Source organism: Rhodococcus sp. SGAir0479, assembly GCF_005484805.1.
In the GTDB taxonomy this organism is placed as follows: domain Bacteria; phylum Actinomycetota; class Actinomycetes; order Mycobacteriales; family Mycobacteriaceae; genus Prescottella.
The window spans coordinates 4165502-4187694 of record NZ_CP039432.1 but is presented as its reverse complement, the minus strand read 5'-3'; the positions used below and the strand labels follow the sequence as shown (position 1 = coordinate 4187694).

The window sequence follows — 22193 nt, the reverse complement described above, 5'->3', positions numbered from 1 at the left end:
ATTTAGGTTGCACTTGGATGACAGTTCGTCCTGATCAGCGATATCTTTGGTCGCATGAGTGCACCAGACGATTCGCATCGGACGAAATTCCACGCACTTCTCCACGACCAGATTCGAAACGAATTCACCTCGTCGCATCAGTACCTCGCGACCGCGGTGCATTTCGACAATGCGGATCTCCCGCAACTGGCCAAGTACTTCTACAAGCAGGCCAACGACGAGCGCAATCACGCGATGATGATCATCCAGTACTTCCTGGATCGCGACATCGCCGTCGAACTCACCGGCGTCGACCCGGCGAAGAGCCACTTCGAGGGGGCCCGGGAGCCGATCGCGCTGGCGCTCGCCCAGGAGAAGGCCGTCACCGAGCAGATCGTCCAGCTCGCCCGCACCGCCCGTGACGACGGCGACTACCTGGGTGAGCAGTTCATGCAGTGGTTCCTCAAGGAACAGGTCGAGGAGGTGGCCCGCATGACGACGCTGCTCACCATCGCCGACCGCGCCGGCTCCAATCTCTTCGACCTCGAGGACTTCGTGGCCCGCGAGATGACGAGTGTCGACGACGCTTCCGGAGCACCGCCGGTCGCCGGCGGGAAGATCTAGGCGCACCCCCGACACAGCTGAAGGGTCCCTTCGTGCGCTGCGCGCGTATGAAGGGACCCTTCAGCTCGTACGGGAGTCGGCCGTCAGCCGCTCAGCGCAGCGTGACCTGGCGTCCACGCAGGCCGTCGCGGGCCCGGACCTCGGCGCCGGTGAGCGGCGCATCCACGGCGAGTGCATCCGCGAGGCGCTTGCCCAGCTCCGCGGTGGGGCCGGCCCACTCGTCGGGATGCTTCTCGCGGTCCAGATCGAAGACCGGCACGAGCAGCCCGTGGGTGCGGAAGGATCCGGCGAACCGGGAGCCTTCGCCCAGGTGCAGGCCACCGGCGGCGTGCACGCGCGCGAGCGCGAGCATCAGCGTGTCCTCGTCCTCCGGACGGACCCACCGCAGGTGGGCGCGCTCACCGGCGTCGACCCACCATGCGGCGACGACACCGTCCGCCTCCACTCGGGCGGACGGCATGATCGCCATGTTGGCCTGCTGCACCGTCGCGGCCACGTCCGCGGTCGGCTCGACGCCCTCGGGGATCCACCAGTCGAAATTCTGGTGCACGGTGATCTTGGGCAGCGCGTCGGCGACGAGGACGTCGGCCAGGCGCGGGCCCTCGGAGCCAGGATCGGCGAACGCGAGCGAGCTGCCGGGTTCGGCGGCCTGTGCCCAGCTCACCGCGGCGCCGAGGTCGGCACCGGGGTCGGCGGTGTGGGCCTGCACCTGCAGTCCCACGTAGCGGCCGGCGGCACCGGACTCGTCGCGGACTAGCGCCGCGACCGCGCCCGGCAGGACGGTGGCTGCGGTCACCGGCTTGTCGGCGTCGCGGACCGGCAGTTCGACGAGCGCGGACGGCACGAACTCCCGCAGGGCGACCAGATCGCACTCGGCGGCCAGTCCCTCGAACGGGCGGGTCGGCGCGGCGACCTCCGCCTCGCGCTCGAGACGGCGCTGCTCGAGCTTCGCGGCGCGGTTGCTGTCCGGCTTGGGGCCACTGTTTCTCTTGCTCTTCTTACCCACGAGGGCAAAACCTACACGGACGGACGCGGTATCTCAGCCGCCCAGCAATTTCTTGGTGCGTCCCGGATGGTTGGTGGCGACCCAGTCGACGCCGAGTTCCCTGCACAGCGCGACGTCCGCGCGGTCGTCGACGGTCCAGCAGTACGTCGCCCGGCCCGCGGCCGCCGCCTTGTCGACGATCTCCGGGTGCTCGCGCAGTGTCCTGATCGACGGCCCGACGGCCGTGGCGCCGACGGTGGTCGCCGCGCCGCCGCCGAGGTAGCGCGACGCGTCCCCGAGCAGCACCGTGGGCAGCAACGGTGCCGACCGGCGGATCCGCCACACCGCCGACGCCGCGAACGACATCACCACCGCGCGAGAGTGATCCGCGGACGGGGGCGCGGCGAGCCCGTACCGGGACAGCTCGGCCAGCACTTTGCTCTCGACGAGTCCGCCGTAGCGCACGGGGTGCTTGGTCTCGATGAAGAGCTTGGTCGGGCGGGACGTCCAGCTCAGGGTGAGCTCGATGAGCTGGGACAGGGTCAGCAGTCCGGCCGGCTCGTGGCCGTCGCCGTAGTCGAGTTCCCCCAGCGACTCGAGCGTCATCTCGCTGACGACACCGGTGCCGGAGGATGTGCGGTCCACGCGACGATCGTGGACGCACACCAGGTGTCCGTCCCGGGTGAGCCGGACGTCGCATTCGAGACCGTCGGCGCCCTCCTCGAGCGCCAACTCGTAGGCGGCGAGGGTGTGCTCGGCCCGGATCCCCGACGCACCGCGGTGCGCCACCACGAGCGGACCACGCCTGTCCGGACTCATCCCACCGCCGCCTTCTCCGCGGTTTCGGGCGGGGGCACGTTGATCCAGCGCGCGCCGCGACGGCGACGTCCCCACAGATCCCGTCCCTCGAACCGACGCACCACGAGCAGAGTGAGCAGCGCAGTCGCGGCGGCGACGGCGGAGGTGACCGCGGCCGACAGCACGCCGTCCGCCTGGGCCTGGAGGCCGTCGCGGTTGCGCGAGAGCACACCGACGACCACGAGCGCACCGTTGCCGATCCAGGTCGCCCACCAGATACGGATCGTCACGAGGGTGCGGTGATCGTCCCCGGCGATCTCGGTGAGGTAGACACCGGGCATCGCGAGGTTGACGACCGGCACGAGCACCCCCACCGCGATCGAGCGCGGCGAGCGCGGGTCGGACAACCCGCGTGCCGCGAACACGGTGCGGCGCAGCACCACCAGGCGGCACGCGGACGCGACGGCGGCGGCCACCGCCACCAGCGGCGCCGACAGCTGCGTCGCCCACACCAGCGAATCGGATACAGCGACCACCAGCGGGTCGACGAGGTGGCTCCGGTTGAACACCAGCAGTCCGTAGCGGAACGCCTCGGACACCGCGGCGAGGGCGAATACGAGTGCCGCGCACGCCAGCAGGGTGGGCGCCAGATCGGCCGCCGTCTCGGTGCGAGTTAGTCGCTCGTCGCGCTCGGGCGGAGGCGGATCGAGCAGTCCCCACCGCGATACCTGGGTGTAGCGCGGAGTGGGGCCGGCCCCGCCGGAGCTGCGCCGGCGAACGGGCAGCGGGTACGCACTGCGGGCGACCCAGCGGAAGTTGCGCCCCGCGGGTGCCGCCGGCCGCGCGGTGTCGAACGGAGCGAGTAGTACGCCCTGGCAGCGCGGGCACCACTGCGCGGGTGCGGCGGCCACCGGCCACCGGGACCCGCAGCGGGCGCAGACCTGGACGACGCTCATCTAGTAGATCTTCGCCGACCCGGGGTCGCCGTCGGCGGTCAACGGCAAGCCGGCCTGCTGCCACGCGACCATCCCGCCGGCGACGTGGTAGGCGTCGAAGCCGATGCTGTTGAGGTACTCCACCACGATGACCGACCGGCCTCCCTGGCGGCACACGACGTACACCTCGGCATCGATGTCGATCTCGTCGGTGCGGGCCGGAACGTCGACGACGGGGATGTGCTGTGCGTGCGGTGCGTGTCCGAGCTCCCACTCATCGTCCTCGCGCACGTCCAGCAACACGGTCGCCCCGGTGGGCTCCGTCGGAAGCTCCGCCACGGAGACGGTGGGAACGTGCGGCATCGTCACGCCTCCGATTCTGGCACGAGCATGGTTCCGGGGCAGACGATCTGGTGTTACCCCACGACGGTGTTCGTGACCGTACCGAGACGTCTCGATGGCAATGGTGTCCGAATGACAGCTCAAATGTGATCCGAACCACTTGATTTCCCGAGTTATCCACAGTTTCCACAGGCTCATCCACAGTTCTGAACAACCAGCAAGCGATTCATCCACAGGTCAGACGGCTGCTGCGGATGATTCGTTGACACCTGTGCACCACGGGTTCTCCCGTCATCCACAGGTTGTGTGGATTTGCGCGGTACGCACCTCGTGTGGTGCGGCCCGGGCGATCACCCGCTGCACGTCACACTCGTGGGTGCGGCACAGTGGACTGCATGGACCTGAGAATCTTCACCGAACCGCAGCAGGGTGCCACGTACGACGATCTCCTCACGGTGGCGCGGGCCGCCGAACAGTTCGGGTACGACGCCTTCTTCCGGTCCGACCACTACCTGGCCATGAACGTGGAAGGACTCCCGGGACCCACCGACGCGTGGATCACGCTCGCCGGCCTCGCCCGGGACACCTCCACGATCCGGCTCGGCACCCTGGTGACGTCGGCGACGTTCCGCTACCCCGGACCGCTCGCGATCTCGGTGGCGCAGGTGGACGCGATGAGCGGCGGACGCGTCGAACTCGGTCTGGGTGCCGGCTGGTACGAGGAGGAGCACCGCGCCTACGGCATCCCGTTCCCGTCCCTCGGGGAACGGTTCGATCGCCTCGAGGAGTCCCTCGCCGTCATCACCGGGCTGTGGGAGACGCCGGTGGGTGAGACCTTCAGCCACGCGGGCACGCATTTCCCCGTCAGCGACTCGCCCGCGCTGCCGAAGCCGGTGCAGTCGCCGCGGCCCCCCATCGTGATGGGCGGGATGGGGAAGAAGCGGACCCCGGCGATGACCGCGCGGTACGCCGACGAGTTCAACCTGCCGTTCGTGTCGATCGAGGACACCGTCGCGCAGTTCGGGCGCGTCCGGGAGGCGTGCCGGGCGGTCGACCGCGATCCGGACTCACTCGTCTACTCCAGCGCGCTGGTCCTGTGCTGCGGCCGCACCGAGGAGGAGATCGCGCGGCGAGCCGAGCGGATCGGGCGCGAGGTGGACGAGCTTCGCGAGAACGGCCTGGCCGGCACCCCCGCGGAACTGGTCGACAAGATCGGCCGCTACCGCGAAGCCGGAACGCAGCGGATCTACCTGCAGACCCTCGATCTGGCCGACCTGGATCACCTCGAGCTGGTCGCGTCGGAGGTCATGCCCCAGCTCGGGTGAGTACCGGCCCGCCGGCCGGGCGAAAGGCGTTCGGCCCCAGCGCGAAAGCCCGTCGGGCCGTTACCGTACTGCCCCGGTAACGGCCCGACGGGCTGTGTCGATCCGCCGGCGAAATCTACGACGGACGGCGATGCCTGCTCACTGCAGTCGCTCCCGCCGCGGCCGCGAGCAACAAGGCGCCGCCCACCAGGAATCCGTTGGGCGCATCTTCCGAGACGCCCGTACCGCCGGCCTCGACGCCACCCATCGGCACCACGCCTACCTGGCCCCCACCGCTGGGCGGAGCGGGCTGCATTCCGCCGCCGGGACCGGGAGCACCGGGGCCGGGGGCACCGGGGCCGGGCGCTCCGGGACCGGGAGCACCGGGGCCGGGCGCTCCGGGGCCAGGGGCGCCGGGGCCCGGAACGCCGGGGGCACCGGGGATTCCGGAACCACCGGAGCCACTGGACCCCAGAGAGCCGAGCGAACCGAGCGAACCGAGTGAACCCACTCCGGCGCTGCCGAGGAGGGCACTGCCGCTCGAACCGGAACTTCCCAGGCTGCCCAGTGCCGCACTCCCCAGGCTTCCGCACCCGGCGCTTCCGAGACTGCCCTCGGCACTGCCCAGGCTGCCTTCCGCGCTTCCGAGACTGCCCTCGGCGCTACCCAGGCTGCCTTCCGCGCTCCCGAGACTGCCCTCGGCGCTACCCAAGCTGCCTTCCTCGCTGCCCAGACTGCCTTCACCGCACCCGGTACTTCCCAGGCTGCCCTCGTCACTACCGGCACTACCCAAGCTGCCCCCGAGACTGTCCGTCGCACTACCCAAACTGCCCCCGAGACTGTCCGTCGCACTACCCAAACTGCCGCCGAGACTGTCCGTCGCACTTCCTGGCGCTGCCAGGCCGAGTGCCGGTGAGCCGAGAGCGAGGGAGGCGACCGCCGTCGCCGCAACCATGATGCGGGTCTTCATCTTCAGCGTGCGTGTATCCGATTTCCTGTGGGCTGGCATGTATATGACCTCCTCGATTGGCGTGCGCAGCATTTCATCGAGATTCGCCCAGCCGCAGGGAGACAAAGGAGCCGCGGCGCCACCCTTTCTTCACCCCAGCCAGAGCCCAACCAAAAGATGGCGTCCCCCAATGCATATGGGCGGAAGCAATCTAACATCTGGATCCGCAAACCCGAGGTGGAATTGATTTCGCGAAAACTTGGGTGCGCGAAATACGGTCAATTCCGGGAAGGCGGTCACGGAATTATCCGCCATTCGGGACCAATCCGACCAATTCGTTTGCCGGACAGTTTTTCTCGGTGCGCGATCCGGGTCCGTGGGGCACGGAGGCCGTCCTCGAGTCCGCGTCGACGCCCACCCGCCGCGCGCCGACGCCCTCACCTCCGAAAGATGTGTTCCGTTCAACGGAAGCGCTATCCGCCAATCGACACGCGCCCTCTGTAATGGGGGTCACATCGTGACCTGAAACACAACTGCAGAAAGGCGTTACATGTCAGGAACTCTCGGCACCGCGGCCACTCCGCCGCGCGCCGTCCCCGAAAGCGGCTGGACTCCGCGTCTCGTGCTGTCGCTGGTCTCCATCGCGGTGGTCCTCGAAATCGTCTCGATCAGTTCGACGATGGCCTCCGTCGCGATGATGCCCATCGGCGAGCACTTCAGGACCGATCAAATTGCTTGGGTGACAACCGCTTATCTCCTCGCGGCAGCGGTGGCGTGCCCGCTGGCCGGCAAGCTCGCCGACATCCACGGCAAGCGCAAGGTTTTCCTGATCTGCATGGGTATCGCCGCCGTGGGCGCCCTGGTGTCGGCGGTGGCGCCGAGCTTCCTGATCCTCGTCGTCGGCCGCGCGCTGTTCGGTGTCCTCATCGCCTGCATGTTCCTGGGTTTCTCCCTCATGCGAGACGTCTTCCCGCCCGGGACCCTGGCGTTGGCAGTGAGCCTCGCCGCCGGCGGAATGGGCCTGATGACGATTCCGTCGCCGTTCATCACCGGCGTGCTGGTGGACGCATGGGGATTCCGCTCGATCTTCTGGTTCCTGTTCGTCGCACTGATCGTCATGGCACCGTTGGTGGTGCTCACAACGGACGAGACGCCGGTCCGCAACCCGGCGCGCCTCGACTTGGTCGGTGCGGCCATGCTCGGCGGCGGACTGGCGGCGATCCTCGCCGGCATCAGCTTCGGACCGTCGTGGGGCTGGACCGACGCCGGCACTCTGGGACTGATCGTGGGCGGGCTCGTCGTGATCGCGGTGTGGGTGCCGTCGGCGCTGCGCACCACCGATCCGATCGTCGATCTCCGGTTCTTCCGTCGCGGCCCGATGCTGCGCATCTGCCTCTCGGCCGGTCTCGCGTACGGCGCGATCTCGCTGTACGCCACGCTGATTCCGATCATGAGCATGACGCCGTCGGTCCTCGGCCTCGGCTACGGATTCGGTGTGGACGCGAGGGGCGTAGGCCTCATCCAGATCCCGATGGGAGTCGGCAGCGTCGTCGGCGGCATCGTGGTGGGCCGGATGCTGCGCACCAAGTTCCCGACCCTGACGCTCGCCGGCGGTGCGGCGTTCATGCTGGCCGCATCGATCGTGACCGGGTTCTGGCACACCGGCAAGCCCGAAGTCCTCTTCGGCATCCTGCTGTTCGGACTCGGCATGGGCGCCACCACCGCGTCGATCCCGAACCTCACCATCGCCTCCGTGCCGCCGTCGGTGCAGGCGTCGATGTCGAGCATGGTGCAGGCGTCGCAGACGCTGATCTCCTCGGTGCTACCGGTGATCGCGTTCGCCGTCCTCAACTCGAACGTCGCGACGGTGGTGGAGGGATACGGCTTCTACGCCGACAGCGGCATGACGATCGCGTACCTGATCGGTGGAGTATCCGCGCTGGCAGCGATTCTCGTGGCGATGACGCTGCACCGGAATCGGAGCGCAACAGTCGCCCGCGCGGTGGCCGATTCGGCCCCGAGCGACGAAGTTCCGGATCCGCTACCGAAGGTCTGAACCTACGAAGCGGGGGCCCGGCATCGTGTCGATGTCGGGCCCCCGCGCCGTGATGTCCGGGATCCGGAGGGTCAGGCGCCCAACCCCACCGGGCAGCTCACGCCCGTCGCATGGACAGGGCAGTAGCCGCCGGGGTTCTTGGCGAGGTACTGCTGGTGGTAGTCCTCGGCGTAGTAGAACGTCTTCAGTGGCTCGATCTCGGTGGTGACGGCCCCGTAGCCCGCGGCGGCGAGCCGCTGGCCGTAGGCCTGCGCGGTCGCCTGCGCGATCGACTGCTGCTCGTCCGATCCGGTGTAGATCACCGAGCGGTACTGGGTGCCGTGGTCGTTGCCCTGCCGCATCCCCTGGGTGGGGTCGTGGTTCTCCCAGAACTGCTTGAGAACGCCCTCGTACGAGATGACGTCGGGGTCGAAGACGACCAGCACCACCTCGGTGTGACCGGTACGGCCCGAGCAGACCTCCTCGTACGTCGGATTGGGGGTGTAACCACCCGCGTACCCGGCGGCGGTCGAGTAGACGCCGTCGAGCTGCCAGAACTCCTTCTCCGCGCCCCAGAAACAGCCCATGCCCAGCACGACCGTCTGCATGCCGTCGGGGAAGGGCGGCTGCAACGGGTGCCCGTTGACGTAGTGCGTTGCAGGCACCGGCACGGGCGTCTCCCGGCCCGGCAGGGCCTGATCCGGCGTCACCATCACCGACTTCGTGCGTGAGAGACTGCCTTCGAAGATGTCATCGAACCAAGACATGATTCGATGCTACGCGCGGTCCGGCCCGTCCACCGTCCGCGAGCTCGGCGACTCCACGGCCTCGGGTACGGCGGGGACGTCCGGAGTGTCCGAGGTTCCAGGAGCCCCGCGGGCCGCGGGCGCGTCGTGGGACGACCCTGACCGGCCGATGCTCCGAGTGCGTCCGGCGATCCAGCGGGCGGCGGGCACCTCGACACCCCGGTAGAGCAGCTCCGACACGGCGGCGGTGACCGCGAGGAAGACCAGCACCGCGCCGGTCCGGCCCAGCGATCCCACGGTGTTCTCGTAGACCCGGTAGAGGATCAGCGTGTGCACCAGGTAGATCGCGTAGCTGCGCGTCGCGGTCCACCGGACCACGGACCACCGGGTGGGCCGGCCGCGGTAGCGGCCCAGCACGAGGACCAGCGCCGTGACGACCGCGATGGTCCACAGGTAGCGGTCACCCGCCCAGTAGACGTGGATCTCCGTGGCCAGCCGGACCAGTTCGAGCTGCGCGAGGACGCCGACGGTCAGCCAGCGCCAGTTCACCAGCCGCGCCGCCCCGAGGTAGATGAGCTGCCCCAGGAAGACGGTCGGGAGCGTCGCCGCGACCTTCGAGAGCATCGGCACGGTGTACGGCTGCGGGACGTACAGGTTGTAGAGGAGCACGAGTGCGCACAGCGCGGCGCCCACGAGCGGGACGGCGATGGGCCGGGTGCGCAGGACCGGGCGCAGCGCGACGCAGTACAGATAGAAGAGGACCTGGACGACGAGTGTCCACGTCACTCCGAGGACCGCGACCTCGGGTTTGAGGAAGAAGCCCCCGAGCACGAAGCTGAGCGCCGCCTCGGAGTCGGAAATGCCGGGCTGCCCGCTGAACATGCCGTTGATGCCGAGACGGACCAGCAGGATGGCCGCCGCGATCGCGACCCAGAACGCCGGCAACAGCCGCCCCACCCGGTCGAGCAGGAACCGGCCCGGGTGGTGCCGGATCGCCGACCGGGTGATGAGCGCGCCCGTGAGCGTCATGAAGATGGCGACACCGACGAACGAGAGGTGCTGATTGAGACCGAGGCCTTCGACGAACACCGCGTAGACGCCGTCGATCATCCACCAGCCGGAACCGAGGTCGTCGATCAGATAAAACGAGATGTGCGAGTAGACGACGGCGAGAACCGCGACGGTGCGCAGCAGATCGGCGCCGGTCAACTCCACCCGCGGTGCCAGGTCGGCCCGCGAATTTGGAGCGGGCGTCTCGGAAGGCACCCCGCGATATTAGTGTTCCGTTCACCTCCGCGCCCAATTCCGGGCGCTGTCCGGGTCGCGCCGAAGGCCCGATCGGGGCATCGGTTAAGGGCAGCCGAACATTTTTGTGAGGCGCTTCCCCCCTCGGCGAGATAGTTGCGGACGGTGTACCAATGAGATTGGGTTGTCCCCAGTACGACTCATAAAACGCACACGTCAGGGCGCCATGCCCCTGAGGAAGGGAATCTCGTGTCTGTTTACACGCTGCCCGATCTCCCCTACGACTACGCCGCCCTCGAGCCCCACATCTCCGCGAAGATCATGGAGCTCCACCACGACAAGCACCACGCCACCTACGTCGCCGGCGCCAACACCGCCCTCGAGAAGATGGCCGAGGCCCGCGAGAACGGCACCATGGCTGCCCAGGCCACCAAGCTCGAGAAGGACCTCGCCTTCCACCTCGGCGGCCACACCAACCACTCGGTGTTCTGGAACAACCTCTCCCCCGAGGGGGGCGACAAGCCCGACGGTGAGCTCGCCGCAGCGATCGACGACGCGTTCGGCTCCTTCGACGCCTTCCGCGATCACTTCTCGGCCAACGCCAACTCCATCCAGGGCTCCGGCTGGTCCATTCTCGCCTGGGACTCCATCGGACAGCGCCTGCAGATCGTCCAGCTCTACGATCAGCAGGGCAACATCCCCATCGGCCTGACCCCGCTGCTCATGCTCGACATGTGGGAGCACGCCTTCTACCTCGACTACCAGAACGTCAAGGCCGACTACGTCAAGGCCTTCTGGAACATCGTCAACTGGGCCGACGTCACCGAGCGGTTCACGAAGTCCCGCACCCAGACCGCCGGACTCATCGTCCCCGCCTGATTGCCGCGGTAGCTCCGACGACGGAGCACCGGTTTTCGACGCCGCGCCCGGTTCACCGAGCGCGGCGTCGCGCATTTCTCCTCCCGACCGCCCCACCGACCAAGCGCTCACTAGGTAGGGTGGCGCCATGTCGGACATCGCGATCGAGACCGTCGCATCGGACCTGGCGTTCCCGGAGTGCCCGCGCTGGCACGAGGGCCGACTGTGGTTCTCCGACATCTACCGCGGGGTGGTCCTGCGGCTCGATCCGGCGACCGGAGTCCTCGACCGGGTCGTCGAGGTGCCCGGCCGGCCGGCCGGTCTAGGCTTTCTGCCCGACGGCCGCCTGCTCGTCGCGTCCGTGCACGAGCGCAAGCTCTACCGCCTCGAGCCGGACGGCGCCCTGGTCGAGCACGCGAGCCTCCACGGCATCGCCACGTGGCACCTCAACGACATGGCGGTCGACGCGACGGGCCGCGCCTACGTCGGCAACTACGGTGACGACAGCGCGCCCCCGGCACCGCCGTTCCCCGCCGACCTGGCCATGGTCGAACCCGACGGCAGCCCGCACGTCGTGGCCGAGCAGATGCTGTTCGCCAACGGGATGGCCGTCACGCCGGACGGTTCGACGTTGATCGTGGCCGAGACCCGGGCCACGCCGGGGCGACTGTCGGCGTTCACGATCGAGGCGGACGGCAGCCTGGTGGACCGACGGACGCTCGTCGAGTTCGACGACCGCAACGTGCTGCCGGACGGCATCGCACTCGACGCCGAGGGTGGCGTGTGGGTGGCGTCCCCGTTCGACGGGCAGGTGCTCCGCGTGAGCGCGGACGGCGCGATCACCGACCGGATCCCGGTTCCGCACCCGTACGCCGTGGCCCTCGGCGGCGCCGACGGCCGGGACCTGTTCGTGTGCACCGCCGACACGTGGATCCCGGAGGACGCGGTTCGTCTGGGGTCCGGCGCCGTCCGACGCCTGCGGGTCGCCGTCCCCGGTCCCGGATTCTGATCGCCGCACCCGGGTTGGCACTCGGGACCTCTTGTGTGCCAGTGGCACCCGCGCGCATGCTCGACATACCCAACGAGGTGTGAACGACGCGTCGACCGGGCGGGCTCCGACCATCGGAACCCGCCCGGTCGCTCCCGTCGGACCCGGTCCGGGAGGCCGGAGAAACGAGGCCGGGATGAACGAGCGCTACGTCGGCATGGCACCCTTCCACGCCCACGGCGACCTCTCCGGGTTCGTGATCTCCGGACGGTGGCCCGAGACCACCCGCGAGTGGGCCCAACTCCTCACTCTCGCGGTCCGGATTGCGTCGGTGCCCGGTCTGCTGGCGACGTCGACGGTCTTCGGGGCACGCGAGGAACTGCCGGACGACCCGCAGCCGGGAACCGTCGGACTCATCATCGCGGAGGGCCCCGTCCTGGGCGAGCGGGCGCTCACCCCCGGACGGTTCGCCGGGCACCAGCCTCCGGCGCTGCTGATGCTGCATCCTCCGGCCGAGACGGTGCCCTCGCTGCCCGAGTGCGCCGGGGCGGCGTCGGGGTGCGTGCTGCTGCCGGGCCTGCCGCATCTCGGGCTCGACCATCGCGCCGCCTGGGTGGAGGCGGAAGCGGACGGCACTGTGACGTCGATGGTGTCGCGGGTGGGGATCGACCCGATCAGCGATCCCGACACCGCGGTTCTGGCAATGCTGCTGGCCGCGTGACAGCCACCGGAATTCGAAAGTTCGGCGTTCCAAACATATTGTGGCCTTTGCACTTTCGCTGACGGCGGGTATGGTGGCCGGAGCGAAGGGGAGTAGCCCCCAATCGCTGGGTCGACATACTGGCCGGCACGACGTGGTGCCCGCCCGGCCCAGTGAACCGGATGTCCTCCGGTGGGCGAGACCTTCGGCCACGAGCACGACAGGTGTGTTCGCGGCCGGAGGAAGGTTTCCCGACATCCTCCGTGACTATCGACCGGAGGAGGTTCGAACGACGTGCTGGCCGCGATCCTGCTGAGTTTCGGCGTCATCTTCGTCGCCGAGCTGGGTGACAAATCCCAGCTCATGGCGATGACCTTTGCGTTGCGTTACCGCTGGTGGGTGGTGATCGCCGGCATCACGGTCGCGACCGCCGTCGTGCACCTCGTCTCGGTCGGCGTGGGCCACTTCCTCGGCGCCGCGCTGCCCACCACCGCGATCTCGATCGTCGGCGGCATCGCGTTCGTGATCTTCGGGTTGTGGACGCTGCGCGGCGACGCCCTTTCCGACGACGAGGAGCAGAAGGCCGGCAAGGTGACCGGTTCGGCGTTCCTGGCCGTGGCGTCCGCGTTCTTCCTCGCCGAACTCGGCGACAAGACGATGCTGGCCACCGTGACGCTGGCGGCCGACAACGACTGGGTCGGCGTGTGGATCGGCTCGACCATCGGCATGGTCGCGGCGGACGCTCTCGCGATCGTCGTCGGCGCGCTGCTCGGCAAGCACCTGCCGGAGGCGTTCGTGCGCATCGGTGCGGCCGTGCTGTTCTTCGCGTTCGGCGCGTGGCTCGTGCTCGAGGGTCTGTTCCCGGAGAGCCCCGCGGGACCGATCACCGCGGCCGCCGTGGTCGCCGTGTCGGCCGTGGGCGCCGGTGTCCGCTGGTTCACGACGCGCTCCCGGGGCGAGTCCGCGGTGGATCCGCTCGACGCGCCACGCGCTTCCTAGACTGGGCGCCATGGCACAGACGCAGACCGACCTCCTGGCACCTCTCGGCGAGCTGGCGGCATTCGCCGGACGGTGGGTCGGCGGCGGGTGCGGTCACTACCCGACGATCGACGACTTCGCGTACGACGAGGAGATCGAGCTCGCCCCGAGCGGAAAACCGTTCCTGTTCTACCGGTCCCGCACCCGCAAGCCCGGTGGTGGACAGCCGATGCACACCGAGACCGGTTATCTGCGCCTGACGGACGGGACGGTCGAACTCCTGGTGACGCAACCGACCGGGTTCGTCGAGATCCACCGCGGCGAGCTGGCCGACGGTGTCCTCGACTTCACCGAGCACGTGCTGGCGGCGTCGCCGGCGGCCAAACCGGTGCACCGGATCCGGCGCCGTCTCGAGCTCACCGAGGGCAGCTCGGTGCTCGCCTACGACATGTGGATGGCGTTCGACGAGGTGCCGCTGACGCACCACCTGCGCGCGGCGCTTCGGCGCGCGGACTGACGGCCCGCCGTACCGAACAAGCGCTTCGTCGGCCGAGCGCCTGTTTGCCCGCTGATAGCCTCGTCCGGTAGCGATCGGATCGAGCACAGGACAGAGGGGTGAACCGTGGCGGCAGCGGGTCGGCGGGAGGCCATCCTGGCCGAATCGGCCCGGTTGTTCGCCGAGCGCGGCATCGCCGCGACGACGATTCGCGAGATCGCCGACGCGGTGGGGCTCAATTCGGGAACGCTCTATCACTACTTCGACTCCAAGGACGCGATCGTCTCCGACGTCCTGACGAGCTTCCTGGCGGATCTGGTCGAGCGCTACGACGCGGTCGTCGCCACGGACGCGTCGGCCCGAGAACGTCTCGGGCTCATGGTGCGTGCGTCGTTCGAGGCCGCCGAACTGCACCCGTTCGCCACCGAGATCTACCAGAACGAATCGGCGGATCTGACTGCTCTGCCACGGATCCGCGAGATCGAGGCCGCCGTCGAGTCGTCGCACGCGGCCTGGCTCGGCATCGTCGAGGACGGCGTCCGCGACGGCGAGTTCCACTCCGGGGTAGACAGTTTCGAGTTCCAGCGCATGATGCGCGAGTGCGTGTTCATGGCCGTCCGGTGGCACCGCACGACGTTGCGCAAGGACATCGACTCGCTCACCGACACCATCACCACCGTGTTCCTCGACGGATTCGCCGCCGCGCCGACCGCGGAGTCCCCGTCCCGCGCCCCCCGGCCGGCCGCGAACAGGCGTGCCCGTGCCGGTCGGAAGCCCGCCGCGCAGTCGACCGCCGGGCCCGGCGCCCCCGATGACCTGCGTGCCGAACTCGACGCGCTGCGGGTGGAGCTGCGTGCGATCCGGGAGGCCCTCGCGGTCCGCCCGTCCGCCGGCTGATCCGCTCGCGACCCCTCCACAACGCCGCGTTCGGCCCCTACACTCCGGGGATGGCCGAGAACCAGCGCATCCACGCCTTCCGTGACGACGCCCTCGGCGACCTGGACGCCACCGGGGTCGCCGCCCGTATCGCCTCCGGGGAGGTGTCGGCCCGGGAGGTGGTCCAGGCGTCGATCGATCGGGCGGAGTCGGTCCAGGCCACCGTGAACGGAATCCAGGTGCGGGACTTCGAGCGCGCACTGCGGCGATCCGATGCGCCCGGCGATGGCGTGTTCGCCGGTGTGCCGACGATCGTCAAGGACAACATCGACGTGGCCGGACTGCCGAGCGGCCACGGCAGCGCGGCGTTCACCCCGGCCCGGGCGGTCCGCAACAGTGCCGCCGCCGACCAGTTCCTGTCGACCGGCGCGGTGTCCATCGGCAAGAGCCGCTTGCCGGAGTTCGGGTTCAGTGCCAGCACCGAGTACGCCGACGCCGACCCGGTTCGCAACCCGTGGAACCCGGACTACTCGTCCGGCGCGTCGTCCGGCGGCTCGGCCGCGCTGGTCGCGGCCGGCGTGCTGCCGCTCGCGCACGCGAACGACGGTGGCGGCTCCATCCGGATCCCTGCTGCAGCTTGCGGTCTCGTCGGTCTCAAGCCCACCCGCGGCCGAACGGTGCCCGACGCGACCGACAGGACGATGCCGATCCGCATCGTCACGCAGGGCGTCGTCACCCGGTCGGTGCGCGACAGCGCGCGGTACTACGCCGCGGCCGAAGCGCACCACCGGAACCCGAAACTGCCGCCGATCCGTCTGGTCGAGGGCCCCGGATCGGCGCGGCTGCGCATCGGCGTGATCGTCGACTCGGTGACCGGGGTCCCCACCGACGACGAGACCCGCAAGGCGGTCGCGGCCACCGCGGACCTGCTCGACCAACTCGGTCACCACGTCGAGGAGGCGGCGTTGCCGGTCGGCGAGGCGTTCATGCGCGACTTCAAGATGTACTGGGGTTTCCTGTCGTTCGCGATCCTGGCCGGCGGCAAGCGCATGTTCGGTCCCACGTTCGACGCCGCGAAGACCGACAACCTCAGCCGCGGACTCGACGCGGTGTACCGCCGGCACATGGTCGAGACCCCACGCATGCTCTACCGGCTGCGGCGTTCGGCGCGGGTGTACTCGCGGATGTTCCAGCAATACGACGTCGTACTGTCCCCGGTGCTCGGGCACACCACCCCGAAACTCGGATTCCTCTCCCCCGCTCAGGATTTCGACACGCTCTTCGAACGGCTGGTGACCTACGCGTCCTTCACTCCGCTGAACAACGCGGCGGGCGGCCCGGCGATTTCCCTCCCCCTGCACCAGACATCGACCGGACTTCCTCTCGCGTCGCACTTCTCGGCGAACCACGGCGACGAGCGCACGCTTCTGGAGTTGGCGTTCGAACTCGAGGCCGCCAATCCCTGGGCGCGAATCCAGGATCCCGCCTGAGGGCGCCGCGTCAGTCCCCGCCCGCCGCCGCCAGCAGCGCGACGATGTCGTGCTGGCCCCGGTTGCGCGCGTTCTGCAGCGCCGTGAGGCCGCGCGCATCGTGAATCGTCGGGTCGGCGCCGGCGTCGAGCAGCTGCGTGACGGTGTCGACGTAGCGAGTGGAACCGTCACCGTAGACGACCGCCTCGAGCAGCGCCGTCCAGCCGGGGTGGTTGACGTGATCGACCGGCACCCCGGCGCGCAACAGGATCCGCACCGTCGAGGTGTGGCCGTGCTCGGACGCCGGGATCAGCGCGGTGCCGCCGAACCTGTTGGTGGAGCGCACGTCCGCGCCGTGCGACAGCGTGGCGAGCAGGATCTCGTCGAGCCCCTCCGCGCCGGCGTACAGGAACGCCGAATCCTGCATGTCGTCCTGCGCGTTCACGTCGGCGCCGGCATCGATCAGCGCTGCGGCGGCCGCCCCGGCCTTCGCCTTGACCGCCGCGACGAGCGGGGTGCGGCCGTCCCCGTCGCGGGCCTCGAGAGCGGCCCCGCGCTCCACAGCGGCCCGTACCCCGGCGGCGTCGTTCGCCCGGGCCGCATCGAACAGCGCCCGCTCGAGTTCCGGCGTCGACACCGGCGCCGGAGCGCTCGCGACGACGTCGGAAGAAATCGGTACGCGCGGTTTCTCCGTCGCCGTGCCGGTGCCGCAGCCCGCCGCCGTCAGCGCGGCGGCGGTCAGCAGCAGGGCAGCCCTCACTGCAGGCTCCCGGCGATGTCCGCCAGACCGGCGGCGGCGCAGGCCTGGTCGGCGTTGCCGTCCGGCGCACCGCCGACGCCGATCCCGGCGACGGACGCATTGCCGACCTTGACGCTCACGCCGCCGGGGAGGAACAGCGTGCCGGGCAGGTCGGCGATCGTCGGGCCCTCGCCCTTCACGCGGCCGGCGAGGTCGCTGGTGTTCGCGCCGAACGCGGCGGCGGTGTACCCCTTGGCCCGGGCGGCCTCGACGGTGTGCTGGGCCGCGTTGTCGCCGCGCAGCATGGCCTGCACGTTGCCGGCCCGGTCCACCACCGCGACGGTGACGAAGCCGAGCCCGTCGGCCTGGCACCTGGCGAGCGCGGCCTGCGCGGCGCGGCCCGCAGTGGCCACCGACAACCGGTCGGCCGACACGGTGCCCTTCTCGGCGTCGCCCGGCCGCTGCGACGACATCGCGGCCGGCGTCACCTCAGCGGCGGTCGACGAGGCGCCGGAGTCGTCGGTGGATCCGCACGCAGTCGCGGCGAGCAGCGCGACGGCGGGGACGGTGATCGCGAGGGCGCGGGGCAGGCGGCGGGAGAGGGTCATGTCGAGCCTTTCGAACGAGGGGGAATCGAGTGATTCCACCCTCGCGCCGGTGCCGGGGGCGCGGCATCGACCGCGCGGCCACCGGCGGATCATCCGAATGGCCGATCCCCGGCCCCTCCGACGTCCGTAGGATCGGCCCGATGCAGGACCACGGGGACGACGCCGCCTTCCGCGGACCGCTCGGTGTCGCGATCCACCTCTCGTTCAACGTGCTGCTCGCGGCGTCCACGGCCCGCTACCTGACCTATCACGGGGTGAGTGGCCGGTGGCTGGTCGTGGCCGGCCTGATCGGCGTGCTCGCCGTCCTGTACGCAGCGATCGTCGTGCTGTCCCGGCGGGGCGGCGCGTGGCAGCCGTGGGTGTGGCCGGTGCTCACGTCCTGGGTGGCGCTGGTGTGGCTGGCGCCGAGTTTCGCGTGGACGGCGTTCCCGATCTTCTTCCTGTGTACCCGCGCGTTCCCCCGTTGGGCGGCGTATGTGACCGTGGCCGCGCTGGCGGTGTTCGCGGGCATCGAGTTCGCGTCGTTCAGTGGCCGTACCGAGTGGGCGGTGCTGCTGGCGCCGCTGTGCACCGGCGCGCTCATCGTGCTGGCCTACGGGCAGGTGGAGCGCGACAGCGCCGAACGCGAACGCCTGCTCGGCGAGCTCGTCGAGGCCAAGTCGCGGCTCGCGGAGACCGAGCGCGAGGCCGGCGTGCTGTCCGAGCGCGAGCGCCTGGCGCGGGAGATCCACGACACCGTCACACAGGGACTCACCAGTGCGCTGCTGCATGTGGAGGCGGCCGACGAGATGTGGGAACAGGATGGCACGCGGGCCCGCGACGAGGTGCGGGTGGCCACCCGCTCGCTGCGCGAGAACCTCGCCGAGACCCGCACTCTGGTCCACTACCTGAGCTCGCCCGACCTCGCGACACAGTCGCTCGACGCGGCCCTGCTCGCGGCCGTCCGCGGGTACGTGCCGTCGGCGCAGTTGCGGGTGATCGGCGAGCCGGTGGGGCTGCCGCCGGACGTCGAGCACGCGCTGCTGCGGATCGTGCAGAGCGCGGCGTCGAACATCCGCCGGCACGCGAACGCGCACACTGTGGGGGTGACCCTGACGTATCTGCCCGAGGCGGTCGCGCTGGACGTGTTCGACGACGGCACCGGATTCGTGGTGGGTGAGACGAGCGGGTTCGGCCTACCGGCGATGCGCCAGCGCGTCGAAGCACTCGGTGGCACGTTCTCGGTGGAGAGTGCGCCCGGCGAGGGCACCGTCGTCGCCGCACAGATCCCGCGGCGGGACGCGTCGTGATCTCGGTGTTGCTGGTCGACGACCATCTCGTCGTGCGCGCGGGCCTGCGGGCACTGCTGGATTCGCAGCCCGACATCGACGTGGTCGGCGAGGCCGACACCGGCGAGGACGCCGTCGCGATCGCCGTCGAACGCGCTCCCGATGTGGTGATGATGGACCTGGCGCTGGGAGCGGGAATCGACGGCGTGGAAGCGATCCGACGGATTCGCTCGGCCCGCCACGATCAACCGGTGCTGGTGTTCACCACCTACGACACCGACGCCGACGTGGTCCGCGCGCTCGACGCCGGCGCGATCGGTTACCTACTCAAGGACTCGGCGCCGCAGGACATCTTCGGCGCACTCCGTGATGCCGTCGCGGGCCGCAGCGCGCTGTCGCCGCCGGTGGCGTCCCGCGTCCTGGATCGCATGCGCCGGCCCGACCAGGCACTGACGGCGCGGGAGGCCGAGTTGTTGACTCTGTTGGCCGAGGGTCTGACGAACAAGGAACTCGGCAAGCGCCTGTTCATCAGCGAGGCCACGGTGAAGACCCACCTGGCGCACATCTACGCCAAGCTCGGCGTCGACTCGCGGGCCGCGGCGGTCTCGATCGCGCTACGGCGAGAAGGGATTCGTTGAATGCCCGGCTACTCGCTGCTCCGCGTGCACGGCACGCCCACGCTGGCGCATCTGGATCTCGCGCTGTTGGAGACGTTCACCTTCGCCGACGGCGGCGGGTTCCCGCCGTCGTATCGCGACTTCGTGCGGGACCTCGGCTGGGGACGACTGTTCGGATTGTGGCTGGTGCTGCGCGCCGAGGCGGTGGAGCTGTTCGGTGAGAACGAGTTCGACCTCGAACCGCTCGGCGCGCAGCGGCTTTCGTGACCGATGACCGGTCACGCCAATGTTCACGACTCCGTGGGGGTGTCGCCTGAGCCCGCGTCCTGGTCGTCGCCGGCCAGGATCAGGTACAGCGCTCGCCGGGCGTCGGTGAGCACCTTCTCGGCCGCCGCGAGTTGTGCCGCGTTGCCGGACATCTGGACTTGGCGCGCAGCGCCGTGCAGGTCGTGCAGGGGGCCGCGCAAGTCGGGGCCCGATCCCACGAAAGCGAAGGGGTCGCCCCAGGATTCGGCGTTCGCCTCGATGTACTCACGACCGGCATCGGTGAGCGTGACGAGTTTGCGTCCGCCCTCGGCTGTCGTGTGCACCAGGCCCTCGTCCTCCAGCTGTTGCAGCGTCGGGTAGATCGCGCCGGCACTGGGGCGCCACGCGCCGTTGGTGCGGTCGGTGACGGTCTGCATCAGCTGGTAGCCGTACATCGAGTCCTCCTTCAGCAGGAGCAGGACGGCGGCGCGAACGTCGCCGCGGCCTGCGCGGCGCGGCCCACCGCGTCCGCGAGGTCCGCCGTGCCCACGTCCGCGGCCGCGGCCACCGCGCATGCGGGGATCCTCGCCGTCGAACGGGCGATGATGGCGGCGCGGACGGCCCATCTCGCCACCCCACGCGGGGTGTCCGTGCATCTCTTCCGGCCCTCGCCGGTGATTCATGTTCCTCATCGGTTTCTCCTTCCATCGTTAACCGACACACTCACGATATATCGTGATCGTATCTTTGAAAAGGGTGGCGTGAGTCACCGCTCGCCCCCGGCGGCGCTGCGATGGAACCGGGTGCGGCTGCGCCGCGTCTGATCCAATGAGCGGGACGTTGGGGCGAATCGAGGGGGGAACGTGAGGTCAGTGGGTCGGTGGGGAGTTGCCGCTCTCGTAGTGGCCGGTGTCGTGGGACTGGCCGGCTGCGGGTCGACGAGCGTCGAGGGCCAGGCCGAGACCACCAAGGTCGAGGCCGGAGAACCGACCTTCGATCCGTGCAGCATTCCGGACGAGGTGCTGCGCACGGTCGGTGTGGATCCGGCGTCGGTCACTCGCGACATCGTCGGGGTAAAACAACCCGGTTGGAGCGTGTGCCGGTGGCGTGCACCTGACTACTTCGTGACAGTTTTCGCAACTGGCCGCTCTATCGCCACCATCCGCGCCGACGACCAGTTCAGTGACGTCACCCCGGTGGAACTCGACGGCCGGGAGGCCTTCACTTTTCGCGATGCCGCCGACAAGCGCAACGAGTTTTGTGACGTGCTGTTTACGTCAGGCTCCGACAGCGTGATGATCAAGTCCAGCTACCTCACGGGAAGGACACCCCCGGAGGGCCCGTGTCCTCTGGCGCTCGAAAACGCACGCGCCCTAGTGAAGTCGATGCCTCGGTGACGGCGGGCGACTGATGAACGGTTCCATTTGGGGAGCAGTGGGCGAACTGGTCGAGACAGGCGACCTCTCTCTCGAGCGTGGCATTGCCGAGCAGTGCGCCCAGAGGTGCGCCACATTCCTCGACAGTCTGGAGTTGTTGCGAACCCAAGCGCTGGATCTCGTCCGCATCGACGGCCTCGGCCACCTGCCGTCGGGCGTCGCGCTGGCCCGCAAGTTCGAACAGAAGGCGTCGGGCGGTGAGTATCCGCTCGATCAGGCGCTCGCCGATCACATCGCCGTCGTCGAGCAGATGCGGGCGGTGTTCGAGAAGATCGCGGCCAACTACGAAACCACCGAGCAGTCGAACACCCACGCCATCAGCGCGATCGATCCAGGCCGCTGACCGCAGCAGACGCCCACTGCGGGTCGCGCCCGGTGTAACCGAGGAGTCGATCCAGCTCGGAGGCGGTGTCCGGGACCGGAACCACCCGGCCGTAGAGCCCGTCACGGCCCGCTTCCTCGACCGGTACGGACATCGCGAACCCGAGGCTCGCGGCGATGCTGGCCGCATCGGCCTCGAAGCTCTGGCCGGTGGCGCGGGCAAGGTCCCATCCGTGCAGGACCAGCTCGTCCACCGCCACCGCCGCCATCACCGGCGCCGGGAGGGTCACCCCACCGGCGGCCGCCTCCCCCTCCCACGCGTCGGGCGAACGCCACGCCGCGGCCATCTCGTCGAGCTGCCGAGGAAGCCGGCTGCGCCAGTCCGCGGGGAGTTCCTCCGGTCGGCCGGACCCGTCACTGGGGAACGGCTCCTTCCGTGCCGAAGCGACGAAAGCGTTCGTCAGCTCCACGAAGTGCCGGAGCAGATCGGAAACCGACCACTCCGCGCATGGGGTGGGTAAGTCCAGGTGCTCGTCGCGCACACCCGAGGCCACCCGGGCCACCTCGTCCGCGGCCGGCCCCAGGTCGAATTGGATCGTCATACGTGCCTCCCTGGTCGAAAGTCGTCTCACAGATATCGACCGAGCGGAG

The 22193-nt window shown here is 69.5% G+C and carries 25 protein-coding genes; 15 read left to right on the top strand and 10 right to left on the bottom strand.

Annotation, left to right across the window (positions count from 1 at the left end; all coding sequences use genetic code 11):
• The first annotated feature begins 54 nt into the window (after window positions 1–54).
• The gene (locus E7742_RS19355; RefSeq protein ID WP_137800423.1) at window positions 55–603 is read left to right on the top strand and encodes a ferritin; all 549 of its coding nucleotides are present in this window, start codon (window positions 55–57) and stop codon (window positions 601–603) included.
• Window positions 604–694: 91 nt separating this feature from the next.
• On the opposite strand, the gene E7742_RS19350 is transcribed toward E7742_RS19355, so the two are convergent.
• Genes E7742_RS19350 through E7742_RS19335 form a run of 4 tightly spaced genes read right to left on the bottom strand, consistent with a single transcriptional unit; the run spans window position 695 to window position 3690 of the window.
• Window positions 695–1609, bottom strand: a complete 915-nt coding sequence (locus E7742_RS19350; protein ID WP_137800422.1) for a DUF5926 family protein — start codon at window positions 1607–1609, stop codon at window positions 695–697.
• A 33-nt stretch (window positions 1610–1642) separates the two neighbouring features.
• The gene (locus tag E7742_RS19345) at window positions 1643–2407 is read right to left on the bottom strand and encodes a glycerophosphodiester phosphodiesterase (protein ID WP_137800421.1); all 765 of its coding nucleotides are present in this window, start codon (window positions 2405–2407) and stop codon (window positions 1643–1645) included.
• Complete coding sequence (locus tag E7742_RS19340) at window positions 2404–3342, bottom strand: DUF4328 domain-containing protein (RefSeq protein ID WP_137800420.1); 939 nt, start codon at window positions 3340–3342, stop codon at window positions 2404–2406. The genes E7742_RS19345 and E7742_RS19340 overlap by 4 nt, the downstream gene beginning before the upstream one ends.
• Window positions 3343–3690 carry a rhodanese-like domain-containing protein gene (locus tag E7742_RS19335; RefSeq protein WP_441346865.1) on the bottom strand — a complete coding sequence of 116 codons (348 nt, stop codon included), beginning with the start codon at window positions 3688–3690 and terminating at the stop codon, window positions 3343–3345.
• Between the two features lie 368 nt (window positions 3691–4058).
• On the opposite strand from E7742_RS19335, the gene E7742_RS19330 reads away from it, so the two are divergent.
• Window positions 4059–4988, top strand: a complete 930-nt coding sequence (locus tag E7742_RS19330) for an LLM class F420-dependent oxidoreductase (RefSeq protein ID WP_137800419.1) — start codon at window positions 4059–4061, stop codon at window positions 4986–4988.
• Window positions 4989–6466: 1478 nt separating this feature from the next.
• Window positions 6467–7972 carry an MFS transporter gene (locus tag E7742_RS19320; RefSeq protein WP_137800418.1) on the top strand — a complete coding sequence of 502 codons (1506 nt, stop codon included), beginning with the start codon at window positions 6467–6469 and terminating at the stop codon, window positions 7970–7972.
• Between the two features lie 71 nt (window positions 7973–8043).
• Here E7742_RS19320 and msrA read toward each other — a convergent pair whose 3' ends face one another.
• Together msrA and E7742_RS19310 are read right to left on the bottom strand one after the other, a co-directional pair.
• Complete coding sequence (gene msrA, locus E7742_RS19315; RefSeq protein WP_137800417.1) at window positions 8044–8718, bottom strand: peptide-methionine (S)-S-oxide reductase MsrA; 675 nt, start codon at window positions 8716–8718, stop codon at window positions 8044–8046.
• A 9-nt stretch (window positions 8719–8727) separates the two neighbouring features.
• Entirely contained in the window at window positions 8728–9912 is a 1185-nt protein-coding gene (locus E7742_RS19310; protein ID WP_137801312.1) for an acyltransferase family protein, read from the bottom strand.
• A gap of 279 nt (window positions 9913–10191) precedes the next feature.
• On the opposite strand from E7742_RS19310, the gene E7742_RS19305 reads away from it, so the two are divergent.
• The 7 genes from E7742_RS19305 (at window position 10192) to E7742_RS19275 (ending at window position 16328) form a co-directional block, all read left to right on the top strand.
• A complete protein-coding gene (locus E7742_RS19305) occupies window positions 10192–10821 on the top strand; it encodes a superoxide dismutase (protein WP_137800416.1) in 630 nt (209 codons plus the stop codon).
• A gap of 127 nt (window positions 10822–10948) precedes the next feature.
• Window positions 10949–11809, top strand: coding sequence for an SMP-30/gluconolactonase/LRE family protein (locus E7742_RS19300; protein ID WP_137800415.1), 861 nt, complete (start codon window positions 10949–10951; stop codon window positions 11807–11809).
• A 175-nt stretch (window positions 11810–11984) separates the two neighbouring features.
• Window positions 11985–12509: a peptidase gene (locus tag E7742_RS19295; RefSeq protein ID WP_137800414.1), complete on the top strand. Its 525-nt coding sequence runs from the start codon at window positions 11985–11987 to the stop codon at window positions 12507–12509.
• A gap of 273 nt (window positions 12510–12782) precedes the next feature.
• Window positions 12783–13487 (top strand): TMEM165/GDT1 family protein, encoded by a 705-nt coding sequence (locus tag E7742_RS19290; RefSeq protein WP_137800413.1) that lies wholly within the window; start codon window positions 12783–12785, stop codon window positions 13485–13487.
• Between the two features lie 10 nt (window positions 13488–13497).
• Window positions 13498–13983, top strand: a complete 486-nt coding sequence (locus E7742_RS19285) for an FABP family protein (RefSeq protein WP_137800412.1) — start codon at window positions 13498–13500, stop codon at window positions 13981–13983.
• Window positions 13984–14088: 105 nt separating this feature from the next.
• Complete coding sequence (locus E7742_RS19280; RefSeq protein WP_137800411.1) at window positions 14089–14859, top strand: TetR/AcrR family transcriptional regulator; 771 nt, start codon at window positions 14089–14091, stop codon at window positions 14857–14859.
• 50 nt (window positions 14860–14909) lie between these two features.
• Window positions 14910–16328 carry an amidase gene (locus E7742_RS19275; RefSeq protein ID WP_137800410.1) on the top strand — a complete coding sequence of 473 codons (1419 nt, stop codon included), beginning with the start codon at window positions 14910–14912 and terminating at the stop codon, window positions 16326–16328.
• Between the two features lie 10 nt (window positions 16329–16338).
• Here E7742_RS19275 and E7742_RS19270 read toward each other — a convergent pair whose 3' ends face one another.
• Window positions 16339–17067, bottom strand: a complete 729-nt coding sequence (locus E7742_RS19270; RefSeq protein ID WP_137800409.1) for an ankyrin repeat domain-containing protein — start codon at window positions 17065–17067, stop codon at window positions 16339–16341.
• Entirely contained in the window at window positions 17064–17654 is a 591-nt protein-coding gene (locus E7742_RS19265; RefSeq protein ID WP_137800408.1) for a GlcG/HbpS family heme-binding protein, read from the bottom strand. The genes E7742_RS19270 and E7742_RS19265 overlap by 4 nt, the downstream gene beginning before the upstream one ends.
• Window positions 17655–17794: 140 nt before the next feature.
• Here E7742_RS19265 and E7742_RS19260 point away from each other — a divergent pair, with 140 nt between their 5' ends.
• The 3 genes from E7742_RS19260 to E7742_RS19250 are packed head-to-tail and all read left to right on the top strand — an operon-like array spanning window position 17795 to window position 19806.
• On the top strand, window positions 17795–18943 hold the full coding sequence (locus tag E7742_RS19260; protein WP_137800407.1) for a sensor histidine kinase: 1149 nt from the start codon (window positions 17795–17797) through the stop codon (window positions 18941–18943).
• Window positions 18940–19560, top strand: a complete 621-nt coding sequence (locus tag E7742_RS19255; protein WP_137800406.1) for a response regulator — start codon at window positions 18940–18942, stop codon at window positions 19558–19560. Before E7742_RS19260 ends, E7742_RS19255 begins: the two co-directional genes overlap by 4 nt.
• Window positions 19561–19806, top strand: coding sequence for a hypothetical protein (locus tag E7742_RS19250; protein ID WP_137800405.1), 246 nt, complete (start codon window positions 19561–19563; stop codon window positions 19804–19806).
• A gap of 23 nt (window positions 19807–19829) precedes the next feature.
• On the opposite strand, the gene E7742_RS19245 is transcribed toward E7742_RS19250, so the two are convergent.
• Window positions 19830–20477: a PadR family transcriptional regulator gene (locus E7742_RS19245; protein ID WP_137800404.1), complete on the bottom strand. Its 648-nt coding sequence runs from the start codon at window positions 20475–20477 to the stop codon at window positions 19830–19832.
• A 210-nt stretch (window positions 20478–20687) separates the two neighbouring features.
• Between E7742_RS19245 and E7742_RS19240 the strand changes: the two genes are divergently transcribed.
• Window positions 20688–21182: a DUF3558 domain-containing protein gene (locus E7742_RS19240; protein ID WP_254699073.1), complete on the top strand. Its 495-nt coding sequence runs from the start codon at window positions 20688–20690 to the stop codon at window positions 21180–21182.
• Window positions 21183–21219: 37 nt separating this feature from the next.
• Window positions 21220–21564 (top strand): hypothetical protein, encoded by a 345-nt coding sequence (locus E7742_RS19235; RefSeq protein WP_254699072.1) that lies wholly within the window; start codon window positions 21220–21222, stop codon window positions 21562–21564.
• On the opposite strand, the gene E7742_RS19230 is transcribed toward E7742_RS19235, so the two are convergent.
• Complete coding sequence (locus E7742_RS19230; RefSeq protein WP_137800401.1) at window positions 21539–22144, bottom strand: TIGR03086 family metal-binding protein; 606 nt, start codon at window positions 22142–22144, stop codon at window positions 21539–21541. The genes E7742_RS19235 and E7742_RS19230 overlap by 26 nt on opposite strands.
• Window positions 22145–22193: the final 49 nt, after the last annotated feature.

Bases quoted from the DNA above. Each gene is read 5' to 3' on its own strand.
- E7742_RS19340 (WP_137800420.1), bottom strand. From the start codon at position 3,342: ATGAGCGTCGTCCAGGTCTGCGCCCGCTGCGGGTCCCGGTGGCCGGTG.
- E7742_RS19330 (WP_137800419.1), top strand. From the start codon at position 4,059: ATGGACCTGAGAATCTTCACCGAACCGCAGCAGGGTGCCACGTACGAC.
- E7742_RS19345 (WP_137800421.1), bottom strand. From the start codon at position 2,407: ATGAGTCCGGACAGGCGTGGTCCGCTCGTGGTGGCGCACCGCGGTGCG.
- E7742_RS19230 (WP_137800401.1), bottom strand. From the start codon at position 22,144: ATGACGATCCAATTCGACCTGGGGCCGGCCGCGGACGAGGTGGCCCGG.
- E7742_RS19355 (WP_137800423.1), top strand. From the start codon at position 55: ATGAGTGCACCAGACGATTCGCATCGGACGAAATTCCACGCACTTCTC.
- E7742_RS19260 (WP_137800407.1), top strand. From the start codon at position 17,795: ATGCAGGACCACGGGGACGACGCCGCCTTCCGCGGACCGCTCGGTGTC.
- E7742_RS19320 (WP_137800418.1), top strand. From the start codon at position 6,467: ATGTCAGGAACTCTCGGCACCGCGGCCACTCCGCCGCGCGCCGTCCCC.
- E7742_RS19275 (WP_137800410.1), top strand. From the start codon at position 14,910: ATGGCCGAGAACCAGCGCATCCACGCCTTCCGTGACGACGCCCTCGGC.
- E7742_RS19265 (WP_137800408.1), bottom strand. From the start codon at position 17,654: ATGACCCTCTCCCGCCGCCTGCCCCGCGCCCTCGCGATCACCGTCCCC.
- E7742_RS19285 (WP_137800412.1), top strand. From the start codon at position 13,498: ATGGCACAGACGCAGACCGACCTCCTGGCACCTCTCGGCGAGCTGGCG.
- msrA (WP_137800417.1), bottom strand. From the start codon at position 8,718: ATGTCTTGGTTCGATGACATCTTCGAAGGCAGTCTCTCACGCACGAAG.
- E7742_RS19245 (WP_137800404.1), bottom strand. From the start codon at position 20,477: ATGAGGAACATGAATCACCGGCGAGGGCCGGAAGAGATGCACGGACAC.
- E7742_RS19300 (WP_137800415.1), top strand. From the start codon at position 10,949: ATGTCGGACATCGCGATCGAGACCGTCGCATCGGACCTGGCGTTCCCG.
- E7742_RS19250 (WP_137800405.1), top strand. From the start codon at position 19,561: ATGCCCGGCTACTCGCTGCTCCGCGTGCACGGCACGCCCACGCTGGCG.
- E7742_RS19295 (WP_137800414.1), top strand. From the start codon at position 11,985: ATGAACGAGCGCTACGTCGGCATGGCACCCTTCCACGCCCACGGCGAC.